At 34.4% G+C, this 14,462-nt stretch carries 15 protein-coding genes; 9 read left to right on the top strand and 6 right to left on the bottom strand.

What is annotated here, in order from left to right; all coding sequences use genetic code 11:
• Positions 1 to 506: 506 nt before the first annotated feature.
• Both rpoD and XJ32_RS01080 read right to left on the bottom strand, forming a co-directional pair.
• Positions 507 to 2,405, bottom strand: coding sequence for an RNA polymerase sigma factor RpoD (rpoD, locus tag XJ32_RS01085; protein WP_005218363.1), 1,899 nt, complete (start codon positions 2,403 to 2,405; stop codon positions 507 to 509).
• A gap of 112 nt (positions 2,406 to 2,517) precedes the next feature.
• The gene (locus XJ32_RS01080; protein WP_437339625.1) at positions 2,518 to 3,951 is read right to left on the bottom strand and encodes a Do family serine endopeptidase; all 1,434 of its coding nucleotides are present in this window, start codon (positions 3,949 to 3,951) and stop codon (positions 2,518 to 2,520) included.
• Positions 3,952 to 4,215: 264 nt separating this feature from the next.
• Between XJ32_RS01080 and XJ32_RS01075 the strand changes: the two genes are divergently transcribed.
• Complete coding sequence (locus XJ32_RS01075; protein WP_077388057.1) at positions 4,216 to 4,605, top strand: DUF4156 domain-containing protein; 390 nt, start codon at positions 4,216 to 4,218, stop codon at positions 4,603 to 4,605.
• Between the two features lie 78 nt (positions 4,606 to 4,683).
• Here XJ32_RS01075 and XJ32_RS01070 read toward each other — a convergent pair whose 3' ends face one another.
• The 3 genes from XJ32_RS01070 to uvrB all read right to left on the bottom strand — a co-directional run bounded on the left by XJ32_RS01070 (position 4,684) and on the right by uvrB (position 8,199).
• The gene (locus tag XJ32_RS01070) at positions 4,684 to 5,325 is read right to left on the bottom strand and encodes a LysE family translocator (RefSeq protein WP_077388056.1); all 642 of its coding nucleotides are present in this window, start codon (positions 5,323 to 5,325) and stop codon (positions 4,684 to 4,686) included.
• Between the two features lie 29 nt (positions 5,326 to 5,354).
• A complete protein-coding gene (locus XJ32_RS01065; RefSeq protein WP_077388055.1) occupies positions 5,355 to 5,912 on the bottom strand; it encodes a hypothetical protein in 558 nt (185 codons plus the stop codon).
• Positions 5,913 to 6,216: 304 nt separating this feature from the next.
• Positions 6,217 to 8,199 (bottom strand): excinuclease ABC subunit UvrB, encoded by a 1,983-nt coding sequence (uvrB, locus tag XJ32_RS01060; protein WP_077388054.1) that lies wholly within the window; start codon positions 8,197 to 8,199, stop codon positions 6,217 to 6,219.
• Between the two features lie 57 nt (positions 8,200 to 8,256).
• Between uvrB and XJ32_RS01055 the strand changes: the two genes are divergently transcribed.
• The 8 genes from XJ32_RS01055 (at position 8,257) to XJ32_RS01020 (ending at position 13,625) form a co-directional block, all read left to right on the top strand.
• Entirely contained in the window at positions 8,257 to 8,583 is a 327-nt protein-coding gene (locus XJ32_RS01055) for a hypothetical protein (RefSeq protein ID WP_034563789.1), read from the top strand.
• 20 nt (positions 8,584 to 8,603) lie between these two features.
• Positions 8,604 to 8,966, top strand: coding sequence for a hypothetical protein (locus XJ32_RS01050; RefSeq protein ID WP_155761416.1), 363 nt, complete (start codon positions 8,604 to 8,606; stop codon positions 8,964 to 8,966).
• A 115-nt stretch (positions 8,967 to 9,081) separates the two neighbouring features.
• Positions 9,082 to 9,681 carry a hypothetical protein gene (locus XJ32_RS01045; protein ID WP_077388052.1) on the top strand — a complete coding sequence of 200 codons (600 nt, stop codon included), beginning with the start codon at positions 9,082 to 9,084 and terminating at the stop codon, positions 9,679 to 9,681.
• Positions 9,682 to 9,692: 11 nt separating this feature from the next.
• Positions 9,693 to 10,040, top strand: a complete 348-nt coding sequence (gene hypA / locus XJ32_RS01040) for a hydrogenase/urease nickel incorporation protein HypA (protein WP_077388051.1) — start codon at positions 9,693 to 9,695, stop codon at positions 10,038 to 10,040.
• A gap of 24 nt (positions 10,041 to 10,064) precedes the next feature.
• Entirely contained in the window at positions 10,065 to 11,045 is a 981-nt protein-coding gene (gene mua, locus XJ32_RS01035) for a nickel-binding protein Mua (protein ID WP_077388050.1), read from the top strand.
• 84 nt (positions 11,046 to 11,129) lie between these two features.
• A complete protein-coding gene (locus tag XJ32_RS01030) occupies positions 11,130 to 12,203 on the top strand; it encodes a hypothetical protein (RefSeq protein WP_077388049.1) in 1,074 nt (357 codons plus the stop codon).
• Positions 12,200 to 13,039: a DNA adenine methylase gene (locus XJ32_RS01025; protein ID WP_077388048.1), complete on the top strand. Its 840-nt coding sequence runs from the start codon at positions 12,200 to 12,202 to the stop codon at positions 13,037 to 13,039. The genes XJ32_RS01030 and XJ32_RS01025 overlap by 4 nt, the downstream gene beginning before the upstream one ends.
• 370 nt (positions 13,040 to 13,409) lie before the next feature.
• A complete protein-coding gene (locus tag XJ32_RS01020; protein ID WP_217332055.1) occupies positions 13,410 to 13,625 on the top strand; it encodes a hypothetical protein in 216 nt (71 codons plus the stop codon).
• Positions 13,626 to 13,776: 151 nt separating this feature from the next.
• On the opposite strand, the gene XJ32_RS01015 is transcribed toward XJ32_RS01020, so the two are convergent.
• Entirely contained in the window at positions 13,777 to 14,460 is a 684-nt protein-coding gene (locus XJ32_RS01015) for a glycosyltransferase family 25 protein (protein ID WP_077388047.1), read from the bottom strand.
• Positions 14,461 to 14,462: the final 2 nt, after the last annotated feature.

Genomic DNA, 14,462 nt, shown 5'->3' with positions numbered 1-14,462 from the left:
GCAGTTCGATCTGCTCCCCAATAGTTTTAATATTTACTATTATTCAACATCTCTCTATTTGCTTTTTTGTTGCAATAATATCGCTACTTGGCCCATCAGTATTAAAGTGCATAAGATTAAGTTTAGCGAACTTTTGTTTATTCAAGCGCTATAAAAACCTTACATGTTGATGTCAATATGGGTGTTGAAGTTGCCTTTTATATTGTTCTAAAATGGCTTAATTCTTTTTGGTTAAAAACACTTTATTAAATTAATTCCTCAAGCATTCTGTAAATATAGTGGTAAGTGCGATTTTTAGAATACTAGGTACTTTTTCATAGCCATCTTTACCCATACATACTTATAAAGGTTCCATATTTTCCTGAAACAAGGTTCTATGTATGCCAATATTTTTTTATATCGATGCCTAAGCGTTTTGTGGGGGATGGCAAGGCAGATAACTTCATGTCTTCATAGCCTTCACACTTTAGCGATATATTAACCCTAAAGTGTGATTTAAAATTTCCTTATCCGCCAAGATATTGTCGCAATTGTCTGCCTATTCTTGGATGTTTAAGCTTTTTAATCGCACTTGATTCAATCTGTCTTACACGCTCTCTTGTAACATTTAATGCCTTGCCGATTTCTTCTAGTGTCCTATCACTTTCATCTTCAAGCAAACCAAAACGCATTTTAATCACCGCTTTTTCTCGCTCATTAAGCTGGTCTAATACATTATCAATTTGCTCTCTTAAATCTTCTTTTAGCATAATATCCATAGAACTCATCGTGCTTTTATCTTCTACAAAATCTCCAAATTTACCATCATCATCATTGCCTATCGGTGCTTCAAGGCTTATTGGCTCTTTTGTGATTTTGATTACATTTTTAACTTTATCTACACTTAAGCCAACTTGATTTGCAATAGATTCTACATCAAGTTCTTCGCCTTTTTCTTGTGCGTGTTTTCGCATAAGATTCTTAATCTTATTGATAGTATCAATCATGTGGATTGGAATCCTTATAGTGCGCGCTTGATCGGCTATGGCACGACTGATTGCTTGTTTTATCCACCATGTCGCATAGGTTGAAAACTTGTATTGCTTACGATATTCAAACTTATCGACTGCCTTCATAAGCCCGATATTGCCCTCTTGTATCAAATCTAGGAATGGCAAACCTCGATTGGTATAACGCTTTGCAATGCTTACAACAAGACGCAAATTACTTCTACTCATCTTTGTCTTAGCAGTATCTGAAATCCTTTTGCCCCGCTTAATTTGCTCTAGAATCTCTTTTAGTTTTTCTGGCTCAAGATTAAATCCACTCTTACTTGCTTCCCTTGTGCGATAGAGTTTTTGTATCTCTACATAGGTTGCAACCATTGTATTTTCTGGGACTTGCGCTACAATCTCTTCCCTTGTCATATTAGCAATATTTTTTAAAAGCTCTTGATGATTTTGTCGCAATGTATCATTAAAAAGATTTAGTCTATACTCTAATCTTTTTAGCTCTCTATCAAATCCATCGTCATTTTTCAAGCTATTTTCCATAGCTTTTGTAAGCTCATTAATAAGCTTACTTGTAGGTCCTAAGCTAAGCAGCCTTTGCTTTAAGATGTGTTTCTTATGGGCGAGTATAAGCGTATGTAGTAATTCATCATCACCTTTTCTTACAAGCCCTTTGCTTTCATACTCACTATCTTCTTGCAAAATCTTTAGCCAGTCATTTTTTGCATCATTTAGGGCTTGAAAACTTTCAAGCACTTTTTCAATGCGTGCTTCATCAGCTTTTGTATTTTTTCTTGCTTTTGGCTTATTCTCTTCATCAAATTCTTCTTCAGAGCTATCAAACTCAATATCATCAGAATCATCATCGCTTTGCGGATCATCAAAGCTTTTGAAAAGCTCTTTTACTCTTCTCTCTCGATTAATCAAAGCATCTTTATAATCATAAATAAAATCGATTAAATAAGGCACGGAACATATCGCATCAATGATAATATCTTCGCCTTTTTCCATGTCCTTGCTTAGATTTATCTCTTCTTCCTTGCTTAGTAATGGAATCTGCCCCATTTCTCGCAGATACATACGCACAGGACTATCGCTTCTACTCCATTCAAGCAGCTCTCTTTCTCGCTGAAAGTCAAACTCTTCACTTAAAGATTCTTCCATATTTTTTTGCTTTATAAGATCTGCTTGAATCTTATCCTGCTCGTTTAGGTTCTTTGCCATTTCAGATGAGCTGATGAGCTGCTTTTTATGGGTTTTACAAAGTGTTTTTATCTTTTGTAAGATTGCCATTGTGGGTTCTGTATCAATGGTTTGTGCGATCATCTCATAAGAAATACAATCTTCTTTTGTGCTTTTAAATAATTGCTCCAGACTCTCATTGAGTTTATTCTCATTTAATTTGCTCACTGCCATACTCACTCCTTACTAAGCGATTAGAATCAGTCATTATATCGACAGAACAAAAATAAAATATTAATAAAATGCACTTATTTTATGTCATATTGTAAAAAAAAGATAGATTCTATTATTGCGCTACAATGGTTTTCACTTCATTATTCACGATATTATAGATTAAAATTCTCTTTGGTTTGCCATTATATGCCTGCAATGCATTTTGAAAGTCTGCTACATTTTTGATAGGCATATTTTCTACTTGTGAGATAACATCACCCTTTTGGAATCCTAACTCTTGTGCCTTTGAGTTTTGCATTACATTACTCACAAGCGCTCCATTAATGTCGTTTGGCACACGATAGACTTGACGCACTTGCCCTGTTAGATTATCAATGCTTAATCCATCAAATGCACTGCCACCACTTGGTGCTACTTTGCTTGGCTGATTTATCGTTGTGCTACTTTGAGATTGCTCTGCAAGGACTAGCTTGATTTGCTTTGTTTCAAGGCTTGCTTTATCGCCTTTCATATTGTTTCTTAAAAGTGTAAGTGTGATGCTTTGATTTGGTGGTATAGACCCGATTAGATTCCGCAATTCAGCTGCACTTTTGATAGGTTTGCCATTTACCGCAGTGATTAAATCCCATACAGCTAATCCCGCTTTTTGTGCGGGTGAATTTGCCTGCATACCAACGACTAATGCCCCTTGTGTATCGCCATAAGTGCTTGCAATATCAGAATCTAAATCTTTAATGCTTACACCAAGAAAGCCACGCCTAACCTTACCGCTTTTAATGAGTTCAGTCGCTACACTTTTTACCATTTCAGAAGGGATAGCAAAGCCAATACCATGATTCCCACCGGTGCGTGAGATAATAGCGGTATTCATACCGATAAATGCACCTCTACTATCAATCAAAGCCCCACCAGAATTTCCCGGATTAATACTCGCATCGGTTTGAATGAAGTTTTCATAATTACTAATCCCAAAGCCATTCTTATTTAACGCAGAAATGATACCTTGTGTTACACTCTCACCCACACCAAAGGGATTACCAATCGCAAATACCACATCACCAACAGCATAGCGACTACTTTCAGCAAAAGGGAGTATCGGTAAATTATTTCTCTCGATTTTTATCACAGCTATATCACTTTGAGAATCTTCTCCAATAAGTTTTGCGGGGTATTTCTTTGTATCACCGGGTAGTGTTACATGAATCTTATCTGCACCTTTAATCACATGGCTATTTGTTACAATATAACCATTACTTGCAATGATAACACCAGAGCCAATACCACCTTGAAGTCTATCTTGTGGCACCATATCGCCAAAAAATTGCTGAAAAAATGGATCATTAAAAGGGGAATTACCACCGCCAACTTTCCTTTCAGTCGTAATATTTACAACAGCCTTTGTAGCATTTTTAATCGCTTCGTGGTAAGAAAAGACAACATTTGCATTGCTAGAAGGTGTAGATCGAGTGAAAGAGGGGGCAACCGCTACATCAAGCCCATGACTTAAACAAAGACTTAGTGGCATTATCGCAAGCATTTTTACCAATGTATAACGACTTGTTTTTTTCATATTTCTAAACTCCTTAAGATAATATCTTAAATAAACATGCAAAGATTCTAATATGTTTTCATAAAAATTTTTTAAACAGCAAAATAAACGACATAAATATCGCATTTTCTTTAGTTATTTTGTAAAACTCAATATATTCCAATAGAATGACTATTTTTAAACAAAAAGTTATTTTCTATTAACTAACTTTGTTTTTTTTTTTGTAAAATCCAAGCAAATTTCGTTTATAAAGGATTTGCTATGAGATTGTATTCATGCTTTATGGCTTCAGTTTTGTTGTGTGGTTGCACAAAACCCACTTTGCTATTACCAGAAGCAAAGCATATTGTAATTACGCATGAGAAACCAAAAGACTGCGAGTTGATAGGGGAGGTTGATGGTTATAAGAAAAATTCTTGGGAAAATTTAAACTTGAAACAAGTAAGAGATTCTGCAAGAAATGATATAAAAAATAATGCCTATGCAATGGGAGCAGATACAATACATATTGTGGGAGAAGACAAACTCACAAGCACAGATGGGTTTGGCGTTGGAACTTCTGTGGGTTCTGTTGGATTTGGTTCTTCTAGTAGCACTCAAGCCGCCAAAGAGATGCATATTCAGGGTTTTGCATATAAATGTAAAAAATAAATTTTGTCATATATGCAATTAGCTTGTTTTGTTATTTTATGGTAGAAATTTATTGATATTTTTAGAATCTTAAATACATCACGACATAAAAATATCATACGCATGATAAAGTAGTAAGATAGAAAAACAAGCAAACAGGATAGAACAAATCTTATCGATAATATGAAAAACCCTATCGCAAATTAGATTCCTAAAAAAAGTGGCAAGTAAAATAACAGAAAAAAACGCACTACTTAAACCACAAAATAGCACAGATAGACTTATAAGCGGACTAGATTCTATAAATGGGGCAACAATGACGCTAAAAAATAAAATTGCCTTTGGATTTGATAGATTAATGATTAAGGCTTTAAGATAAGTGTCTGGTTTATCTTTTAAGGTATTAGAATTTTGAGAGACTTGCGAGTTATTATTTTGTAGATTAGAATCTGGAATATCAATATGTGTTGCACTCTTTTTAAAAAGCATAAAGGCAATATAGGCTAGATAAATTGCCCCAAGATTGCTTAATGCAATCTGTGCCATCTTACCATTAAAAAGATAGCCAAATCCAAAATAAAGCACCGCCAAATAGACAATCCACCCACTAGCAATACCGCTTAGAATCTTTACGCCTTGCATAAAGCCAAATAGCAGAGTATTACGCATGACAAGCAAAATATCTGGTCCGGGCGTAATCGCTCCAACAAATGCAAGTAAAAAAAGTGTTAATAAGCTCATACATTATAACCCTAGAATCTTATGGATAACTAATATTCAGGTGGCTTTGGACACTCAAGTAAAATATCTGCTACACCTTGATTTGGGACCTTATTTAAGTCAAGTAAAACTTGCGGACTTGAAGTCTTTTGTGCTTCAAAAGTGCGTGAAATGATGAGAGAACAAGCCGTTATTCTTGGTGGCATAGGCTCAACTTTATAAAAACTCCCTGCAAAATGCGTTACCTTATAAATGTTTGGTGCCATACGCGTATATTGCCTTGTCGTATTGCGTGTATGACGATAGAAAGTAATGTTGTTATTATCGGAGCGAAAGATTGTGTAATTGCCATGATTATACATGCCTTTTGCCACTATATTTGTGTTATTTTGCGGATTTAATGCTTCTTGTGGTATGGCTATCATGCGTCCATAAGGTGTATTTTGAACCAACTCTGGAGTAATGGGTATAACATGAGAGGTTACAAAGACAAGCATACTAGGATCATCTTTACTCTTTTGAAACGACTGGCTATCCTCATCTAAAAAAGTATCTGCTAATACAAATGCAGACATCATCATACCAAATAATGCAATATATCGCAGCATAAAATAATATCCTTATTAAAAATCAATAATGCTCAAGCAATTAAGATTCCACAATGAATGTAAGTCCTTAGCTATCCATTCCATATTTCTTACTATTTTGGCGTATGCAGGGTTGCATAGAATGGTTTTATAAACTAGAATTGTTCTGTGTTTTTAAGTCCGTTGTGGGTTTATATATTTTTTAATCAGGAGATGCATTGTGGCACTTAATGGCATAAAAATATAGCTTAAAACCTTTCATCATAAAATATATTTTCCACCACAAATAAAAACATTCACTAGGACAAACACATAAAACAAATCATCACAAACTTCGCAATCTAGCGATTTCATCTCTTAGTTGTATTGCCGCTTCAAAGTCAAGTCGTTTGCTTGCCTCAAGCATTTTTATTTTTAAGTCTTTGATAAGATTTTCTTTTTCTTTTGCTGGGATTTTGTTTTTCTTACTCATTTTATCATAGACTTTTGTGCTATCTTCTAGTCTTAATTCCTCTTCTACATTGCGGCTTACTGAAGTTGGAGTGATTCCATGTTTTTTATTAAATTCTTCTTGTTTTTTGCGTCTATAAGTCGTTGTATCCATAGCTTTACGCATGGAATTTGTGATTTTTTCTGCGTATAGAATCACCTTGCCATTTACATTTCTAGCAGCCCTGCCCATCGTTTGTATAAGGCTTGTTTCACTGCGTAAAAAGCCCTCTTTATCTGCGTCCATAATCGCTACAAGGCTAACCTCTGGTAAGTCAAGCCCTTCCCGCAATAAATTTATCCCTACTAATACATCAAATACGCCTAAACGCAGATTGCGGATTAAGTGATTTCTCTCTATCGCATCTATTTCACTATGTAGATATTCGATTTTTATGCCCTCTTTTGCGTAGTATTTTGCGAGTTCTTCGCTCATTTTTTTGGTTAAAGTCGTGATTAATACCCTCTCTTTTCGCTCAACACAAACTTTTATTTCTTCTAATAAATCTTTGACTTGGATTCTAGAATCTCTTACTTCAAACTCTGGGTCAAGCAGTCCTGTCGGGCGGATAAGCTGCTCACATACATTATCTTTGCTTAGTGATAGCTCTAGCTCTGCTGGTGTGGCAGATACAAATAAAAAGTTAGCCTTTTTGTTAATAAACTCATCAAATTGCAATGGGCGATTATCAAGCGCACTAGGCAGTCTAAAGCCATATTCTACCAATACTTCCTTACGGCTTCTATCTCCCGCATACATACCGCCAAATTGTGGCAGGCTTACATGGCTTTCATCAACGATTAATAGATAAGGCTTTTTTTTGTATTCAAAATAATCAAGTAGTGAAAAAGGGGTTTCGCCGGGCTTTTTGCCTGTCAAATGTCTCGCATAGTTTTCAATACCTTTGCAAATGCCATTTTCTTTTATCATCTCAAGGTCAAATTCTGTGCGTGATTTTAACCTTTCATACTCTAGCATACGATTTTCACTCTCATAGAATTTCAATCGCTCTTGCAATTCCTGCTCGATTTCTACAATCGCATTTTTTAATCGATTTTCTCCAACAATAAATTGATTTGCCGCATAAAGCACATAAGAATCTAGCTCTTTTACAAAAGTATTATCAAGTGATTCTAATACCGCAATTCTCTCAATCTCATCACCAAAAAATTCAATGCGTATAAACTCCACTTCATTATACGCAGGGAAAATATCTACTACTTCACCTTTAACACGAAAGCATCCACGCTCAAAGCTTGTTTCATTGCGTGTATAGCCCATTTCTACAAGCTTTGTTAAAAGCCTTTTTTGCTGATAGGTTTTAGAGACTTCTAGCTTTTCTATCATTGTGAGGTATTCACTAGGATTTCCTAAACCATAGTTTGCTGATACACTGGCTATAACTATCACATCATCATAGGCAAGAAGTGAAGTCGTAGCCGATAGACGCAGTCTCTCTAACTCATCATTAATGGAGCTATCCTTTTCTATAAATAGATCTCTACGCGGAATGTAGGCTTCTGGCTGATAGTAGTCAAAATGGCTGATAAAATATTCGACATGATTATGTGGAAAAAAGCTTTTAAACTCGCTATAAAGCTGGGCACATAAGGTCTTATTATGACTCATGATAAGTGTTGGCATGTTGAGATTTTGTATAATATTTGCCATGCTAAAGGTCTTACCGCTGCCTGTAACGCCTATTAAAGTATTATATTTTTCATTATTATTAATCTGTTTGCATAGGAAATTTATAGCTTGTGGCTGGTCGCCTGCTGGTTTGTAGTTTGAGGTTAAATTAAATAGATTTGTTTTCATCATTACACCTTTTTTAGCTACAATTATACAGAAACTTTATTGCCTTAAGGAGAAGTCATGCAAAATCATCACAATAATTACAGCGAAAATACGCAGAATACAGAATCTAGCGCAGCCCAGCAAAAAGAAGGCGTAGGCTTACTACCATTAGTCCATGAAGTAAAGCAGCTACTTGAAACAAAGCATAATAAAAAAATCGAAGATTTAGAATTTAAGCTATTAGAAAAAGAAGAGAAAATCTCACAAATGGGCTTAGAGATTAGCACCTTGAAAGCTCAAGGCGAAGAAAAAGATATAGAGATTTATAGAATGCGAGAAGAGATTAATGAAAGCAAAAGGCTTTTAGAGCAATTTGTAACAACACTAAGCAGAACGCAAGAATAATAGCGGAATATCAAATATCTATGAATAATAGTAATGGCGTAAAAATGGATTCAAATACGCAGGATAACACGAATATAGAATCTTCACAGAATGTAGCCAAAACTCCTGTTGCTAATCAAACAGAAAAAAATCCAGAATCCAAGATAACCTGTCATGTTGAGCAAAGCGAAACATCTCATAGAGAATCTAAGCAAGGTTTAGATTCTAAGATAAATTTAAATAAGGATATTTCGCCTTTTTTAGAGACTTACATAATTCGCAGGGATTTTGCCCATACCTGCAAAGATGACAATAAACAGAATTTAGAATCTAGTGGGCAATCTCTAAACCCTGCAAGCCATTCAAAAAATAAAAAATCTAAATTCTATCAAGGATACATATGAAAGCTAAACGCCAAAGTGAGTGGCAGAAAGGCTAGATTCCATAGTTATATAATCTATATCATATAGTTTAGAATCTTATCTTAAATTAAAAGCATTAAGCATATAAAGGCAGACAATGATTTATTATTCACTTTTTACATATTCTCTTATGTGTGCAGCAATAGCCCTTGGCACACTCTCTTTTGTGCGGCTTTTTTTTGGCACATTTTTACAGCCATTTACGCGTGGAGTGATTAGCCTATTTGCGTTTATACTAAGCATAATTCCCATACACCATATAAGCTTTTCCATGCTTCTTTATAGTATGTTTGATACACCTAGCTTTTTATTGTTTTTTCTTTGCTTATTTTCTATTGTTAGGACCTTTGTTAATCAAATAGGTTTTACAATAAGTTATCGCGGTTTCTTATTTTTAGCTATTTTGTGGTTATTATTCGCAGGTAATGCTTTTGGAATCTTTGACTGGGCGTATGGACCTTTAGGATATAAAATCCTGCTTATTTCTTGTGTGATTGCGATTTGCTATTGCATTGATAGAATCTGTGCGGTCTTTATGCTTATGGCTTTTAGCTTGTGGTTACCATTTGCAAATACGCTCGATTTGTATAATGCAGTATTTGATAGCAATGTAGCATTATTTGGTTGGCTTATGCAAAGTATGCCGCTTTTTAAAAATAATTTTCATGTAGCATTATTAAAACCAAAGATAAAATAATAAGGAAAAATATGCATGAATATTCCATTATAGCTTCACTTCTTGAGCTTTGCTTGACACATTTGCAAGAGCATAATGCAGCAAAGGTACAAAATATCGTTGTAAGTGTGGGTGAGCGATCAAACATTGATAAAAGCTTATTGCAAAGTGCTTTTGAAGTTTTGCAGACAGAATATGATTCTATAAAAGATGCGACTTTGACACTTACAATAGAAAAGATTTTGCTAGAATGCAAGGATTGTAAAAGCACTTTTCATAGCCTAGATAATCCAGCCTGTCCAAAATGTGAAAGTAAAAATACACATATCATACAAGGGCGAGATATAAGGCTTGAGAGCCTAAGCCTTGAAGCAGATTGAAATTAACTACATAAGGAGTAACACTTGAGTTTGCAAGAAGATGAAAAGGAAGTATTAGCACATATCGTGCAAAATATCGATGAGCAAGAGATTTTCCTTGAGTTTGTTGCTAAGGCTGAAACGATAAAGGAAGCATGGCAGATTGCTAAAATCTTTGAGAGTAAGAAAAAAGAATTTGTAGAGAGTATGCAAGAATATGAGATTCTAATCAAGGCAAAAGAAAAGCAATTAAAGAATCTAAACGCAGAGATTACAGAAGCAAACAATCTGTTAAAAGATGCAAACATAGAGTTAGCAAATATAAAAACTGAAATTGAAGAAATGCAAAACAAAGCTCAACTCTATAAAAATAAGATCATGCAAAACAAACAAGCAGAAAGTATGGAATCTTTTGATACACAAGCAAGTTTTGCTTTAACTAAAAATGATGATTCTAACCCGCTTGATTTTAGTGGTATAATCGCTGAATTTCAACCGCTAAATGTGGTAAGTGTGCATGTAAAAAATGGTGCGACTGCTATGGCAAGGGCAGCACAGATAATCTATCCACAAGAATTGCATGATGTATATCTTAAGGCTGCTAAGCGATTATTTCGCTTAAAAGATAAAATCAGTGAGCTTGAGCTAAAAAATGAAAAATTGCATATAGAGCTTAGAGACCTAACAGAAGAAGATAATTTTAAAGAGCAAATGCGAAGTAAGATAAATGATATAGATGATGAGTATATGTCTATTGGCACACCAAAAACACTAAGTCAATCAAGTAATATTTTAAGCGGTATGTCAAGTAAGACAACCCTTAAGGAAACAACCCGTAAAGAAACAATTTTAGATAAAAATAACTTTGATGAAGAAACACAGGCTGATAGAATAGCACGAATTGATAAGAAGAAAGAAAGGGTAGAAGAGATGTTAAGCCAACTCTCCAATGTTTTAAGAGAAGAAGGGGTTAGTCAAAAAAGTGCTGATGAGTTTTTAGAAGCATTTAAAGCAAGAAATAAATGAGAAACTAAAATGAATACTTTAAATTTTCATTTAATAACTTTTAAAAATGCTTGTGAAGTAAATCTAAACGCATAGGGAATACATATGCTATACGCAAAGATAAAAAATTTTTCTTATATAAAATCTTTTAGACAGGATTTAGAGCGATATGATTTTAATGATATCAATAACCTGCCTAGCAAATGTATTGTAAATTTTGAGAATAAAAGCTTTGCTATAAGCAAGTGGGTAAGCCCCAAACGCACAAGATCTTATCCTTATGCTAGAGTGTATGATACTTTTAGCAGTGGCACAAATAAGGTAGTAACGATAATCCCACTAATCAAAGATGAAGGGATAAATGGCGATAGGGATTATCTGCAATGGGATAGCCTTAGCCTTATGAGTTTGCTCAATGTTTATGTGATTATCGCCTTTTATGACAAGGCAGATTTGCGCCCCACAAAGCAGGGCAAAATTACCAATCAGCAATTTAATAATGAGTATATTTGCAAACAACTTAGTAAGCTTACAAATTATCATCAATCAGCATTGCATTGGAATATAAATCAGCTTGAAAATCTTCCTGCCTTAGCACAAAAAGCTAAAAATGCTTATGTGGATATTGCTACATCTCTTGGTGTAAAACTACACAATATAGAAAATATTGATAAATTCATCGCAAAAATCATAAAAAGCAAAGAATCTTTTATGGATTTCTCAAGGACAAAGGCTAGGGCAGCACAGCATAGAGAAATGCTAACTTTGCAACCAAAAGAGCAAATTGGCATAGGGCAAAAATGCAAAATCACCATAGAAAACTATTTAGGTGGGCAGTATTTTTTCACTTGTGATGATGTGCTATTGCAGGATAATGTTTTAGTTTTATGCGAGAGTAAGCATAGTAAAAACGCATTGCTTCCAAGTAGTGATGATATAAAAGATGGACTTTTAAAACTTATGCTTTATAACAATATAGATTCTATTGTGGGTTATGAGAAGTTTAAAGTAGTTTTGCGACTTACTTCAACACTTTCACAAGATAGCCATATATTGCCTAGCGATAATTTACAGGATTTCATCAAACGCAATTCTTTTTCAAAGACTCACATTACAATGCTTGAAGCACTTAATATAGAATCTAGCAGCAATCATTTTGAAGTATGGATAAATCTATGAAAAATTATCACAAATCTCCGCTTCGCTATCCCGGAGGCAAAAGCAGAGCGATAAAGTTTCTACAAGACTTTTTTCCTAAAGATTTTAAAGAGTTTAGAGAGCCATTTTTTGGCGGTGGGAGTGTGGGGATTTATCTCGCACAAACGCGTGAAAACATAAGCCTTTTTGCTAATGATTTAAACTATGATTTATACTGCTTTTGGCAGGTGCTAAAAGTGGATTCTATGCGGCTTATTGAAAAGATTGAAGCGATAAAAGAAAGCTGTAAAGATGGCAGAGAGTTACACACAGAGATTCTAAGCCGCAGGAAGCAAGATTTAAGCCCATTGCAAAGAGCGGTAGATTTTTTTATCTTAAATCGCATTAGCTTTTCAGGGCTGCTTGATTGTGGCGGATATTCTCAAAAGGCTTATGAATCTCGCTTTACACAAAGTAGCATTGAGCGGCTTAGGGCAATGCCTAAAATTTTGCAAAATTTTCATTTTAGCAGCGATGATTATGAAGTGCTATTGCAAAAAAAGGGGCAAGGCGTGTTTATATTTCTTGATCCACCTTATTTTAGTGCGATTAAATCAAAGCTCTATGGCAAAAAGGGTGATTTACACACAAGCTTTGACCACAAAAGACTTTGCGAAAATCTCAAAAACACAGCACATAAATTTTTGCTAACTTATGATGATAGTGAGTTTATTAGAGAGCTTTATAGGGATTTTTATTGTAAGGAATTTAGTGTGCAGTATGGTATGAATAATTTTAAGCAAGATAAGGCACAAAAGGGCAGAGAGCTTTTGATTAGCAATTTTTCTCTTTCCCATCTTTCGCTTTTTAGTGCGTAATTTATATGATAGTTATCAAGATTGCGTGTAGGTATTAAAAATCTAAATTAATATATTTAAGCATAAAGTGTAAAAATGAGCTAAATTCTGAATTTAAAGATATAGAATCCAAAATAAATGATTTAAGGTTGTATAATAGCATTTAAAAAATATTTGGGGAGTGAATCTAAACGCATAAAGGACTTAAATACTATACGCAAAGATAAAAAATTTTTCTTATATAAAATCTTTTAGACAGGATTTAGAGCGATATGATTTTAATGATATCAATAACCTGCCTAGCAAATGTATTGTAAATTTTGAGAATAAAAGCTTTGCTATAAGCAAGTGGGTAAGCCCCAAACGCACAAGATCTTATCCTTATGCTAGAGTGTATGATACTTTTAGCAGTGGCACAAATAAGGTAGTAACGATAATCCCACTAATCAAAGATGAAGGGATAAATGGTGATAGGGATTATCTGCAATGGGATAGCCTTAGCCTTATGAGTTTGCTCAATGTTTATGTGATTATCGCCTTTTATGATAGGGCGGATTTGCACTCCATGCCCTACGCACACCCAAGTAAGATAGATTTTAAAACTTAAATCTCATTTACACAATGCTTAGCTTATTAAAAATGACTTTACCTTTACTTATACACTACGCGTGGTGGTTTATAGCTAAGTTTAAATAAAGCGCGTTTGATTTGTATATATGTGCGATAGAATGGCTTTAAGATTCTATAATGCAAGGGTATTACCCCCCCCCCCCCTTATTGATTGATCTATGCGTGCCATCAGCATTTATGATTGTAGAATGTGTAGCTATGCTATCTTCTCCCACTATAAATGGCTTATAAATAATATTATCAACATGATGCAGGGCAACATGCTCCATATAAATATCAACGGGGCTATCCCATATCTTTTGTGTGAAAAATGCCTTAGCTGCACTCGGTGTAATATAATAGCCTAATGTGCCATTGGTATTTTTGAGTGAATAATGATAGTTTGAGTTATCAATTTTGTAAATATATTTATCTCTAGATCTTGCAGAAGTAAAAAATCGCACAAATGAGAATGTCGTGCGTTTCATATCTTGCAAAGCAGACAAAAAATGCTTTTCAAAAAATATATCATCTTCTAGCACAATAATTGGCTCATCAAGTCGCACACACTCTTCCCAAAGGCTATAATGAGAAGCATAACATGCGATTTCATTATCAATTAAGATTCTACCATGCCACAAATAGCATAACATAGGATTAAACATTGCTTTATATTCTTTAAAACTCTCACTTTTAGAATCTATTGCATTAAAAAAGCTATAGCTTAAATCTAGCTCTTTAAAAAGTGGATCTTTTTCTAGCAAACTAAGCTTTTCTTGCATGTGTGCTTTTCTATCCTTTGATCTCTCTAAATTAATAACAAATATTTTCATAT

Source organism: Helicobacter bilis, assembly GCF_001999985.1.
Classification (GTDB): domain Bacteria; phylum Campylobacterota; class Campylobacteria; order Campylobacterales; family Helicobacteraceae; genus Helicobacter_A; species Helicobacter_A rappini.
Note: the sequence above shows the minus strand (reverse complement) of the source record. Positions and strands in the feature narration are given on the sequence as shown.

Coding starts and splice junctions, on each gene's coding strand:
- XJ32_RS01050 (WP_155761416.1), top strand. CDS start 8,604: ATGAATAATAGTAATGGCGTAAAAATGGATTCAAATACGCAGGATAAC.
- rpoD (WP_005218363.1), bottom strand. CDS start 2,405: ATGGCAGTGAGCAAATTAAATGAGAATAAACTCAATGAGAGTCTGGAG.
- XJ32_RS01045 (WP_077388052.1), top strand. CDS start 9,082: ATGATTTATTATTCACTTTTTACATATTCTCTTATGTGTGCAGCAATA.
- XJ32_RS01025 (WP_077388048.1), top strand. CDS start 12,200: ATGAAAAATTATCACAAATCTCCGCTTCGCTATCCCGGAGGCAAAAGC.
- XJ32_RS01070 (WP_077388056.1), bottom strand. CDS start 5,325: ATGAGCTTATTAACACTTTTTTTACTTGCATTTGTTGGAGCGATTACG.
- XJ32_RS01075 (WP_077388057.1), top strand. CDS start 4,216: ATGAGATTGTATTCATGCTTTATGGCTTCAGTTTTGTTGTGTGGTTGC.
- XJ32_RS01030 (WP_077388049.1), top strand. CDS start 11,130: ATGCTATACGCAAAGATAAAAAATTTTTCTTATATAAAATCTTTTAGA.
- XJ32_RS01065 (WP_077388055.1), bottom strand. CDS start 5,912: ATGCTGCGATATATTGCATTATTTGGTATGATGATGTCTGCATTTGTA.
- XJ32_RS01055 (WP_034563789.1), top strand. CDS start 8,257: ATGCAAAATCATCACAATAATTACAGCGAAAATACGCAGAATACAGAA.
- XJ32_RS01015 (WP_077388047.1), bottom strand. CDS start 14,460: ATGAAAATATTTGTTATTAATTTAGAGAGATCAAAGGATAGAAAAGCA.
- uvrB (WP_077388054.1), bottom strand. CDS start 8,199: ATGAAAACAAATCTATTTAATTTAACCTCAAACTACAAACCAGCAGGC.
- hypA (WP_077388051.1), top strand. CDS start 9,693: ATGCATGAATATTCCATTATAGCTTCACTTCTTGAGCTTTGCTTGACA.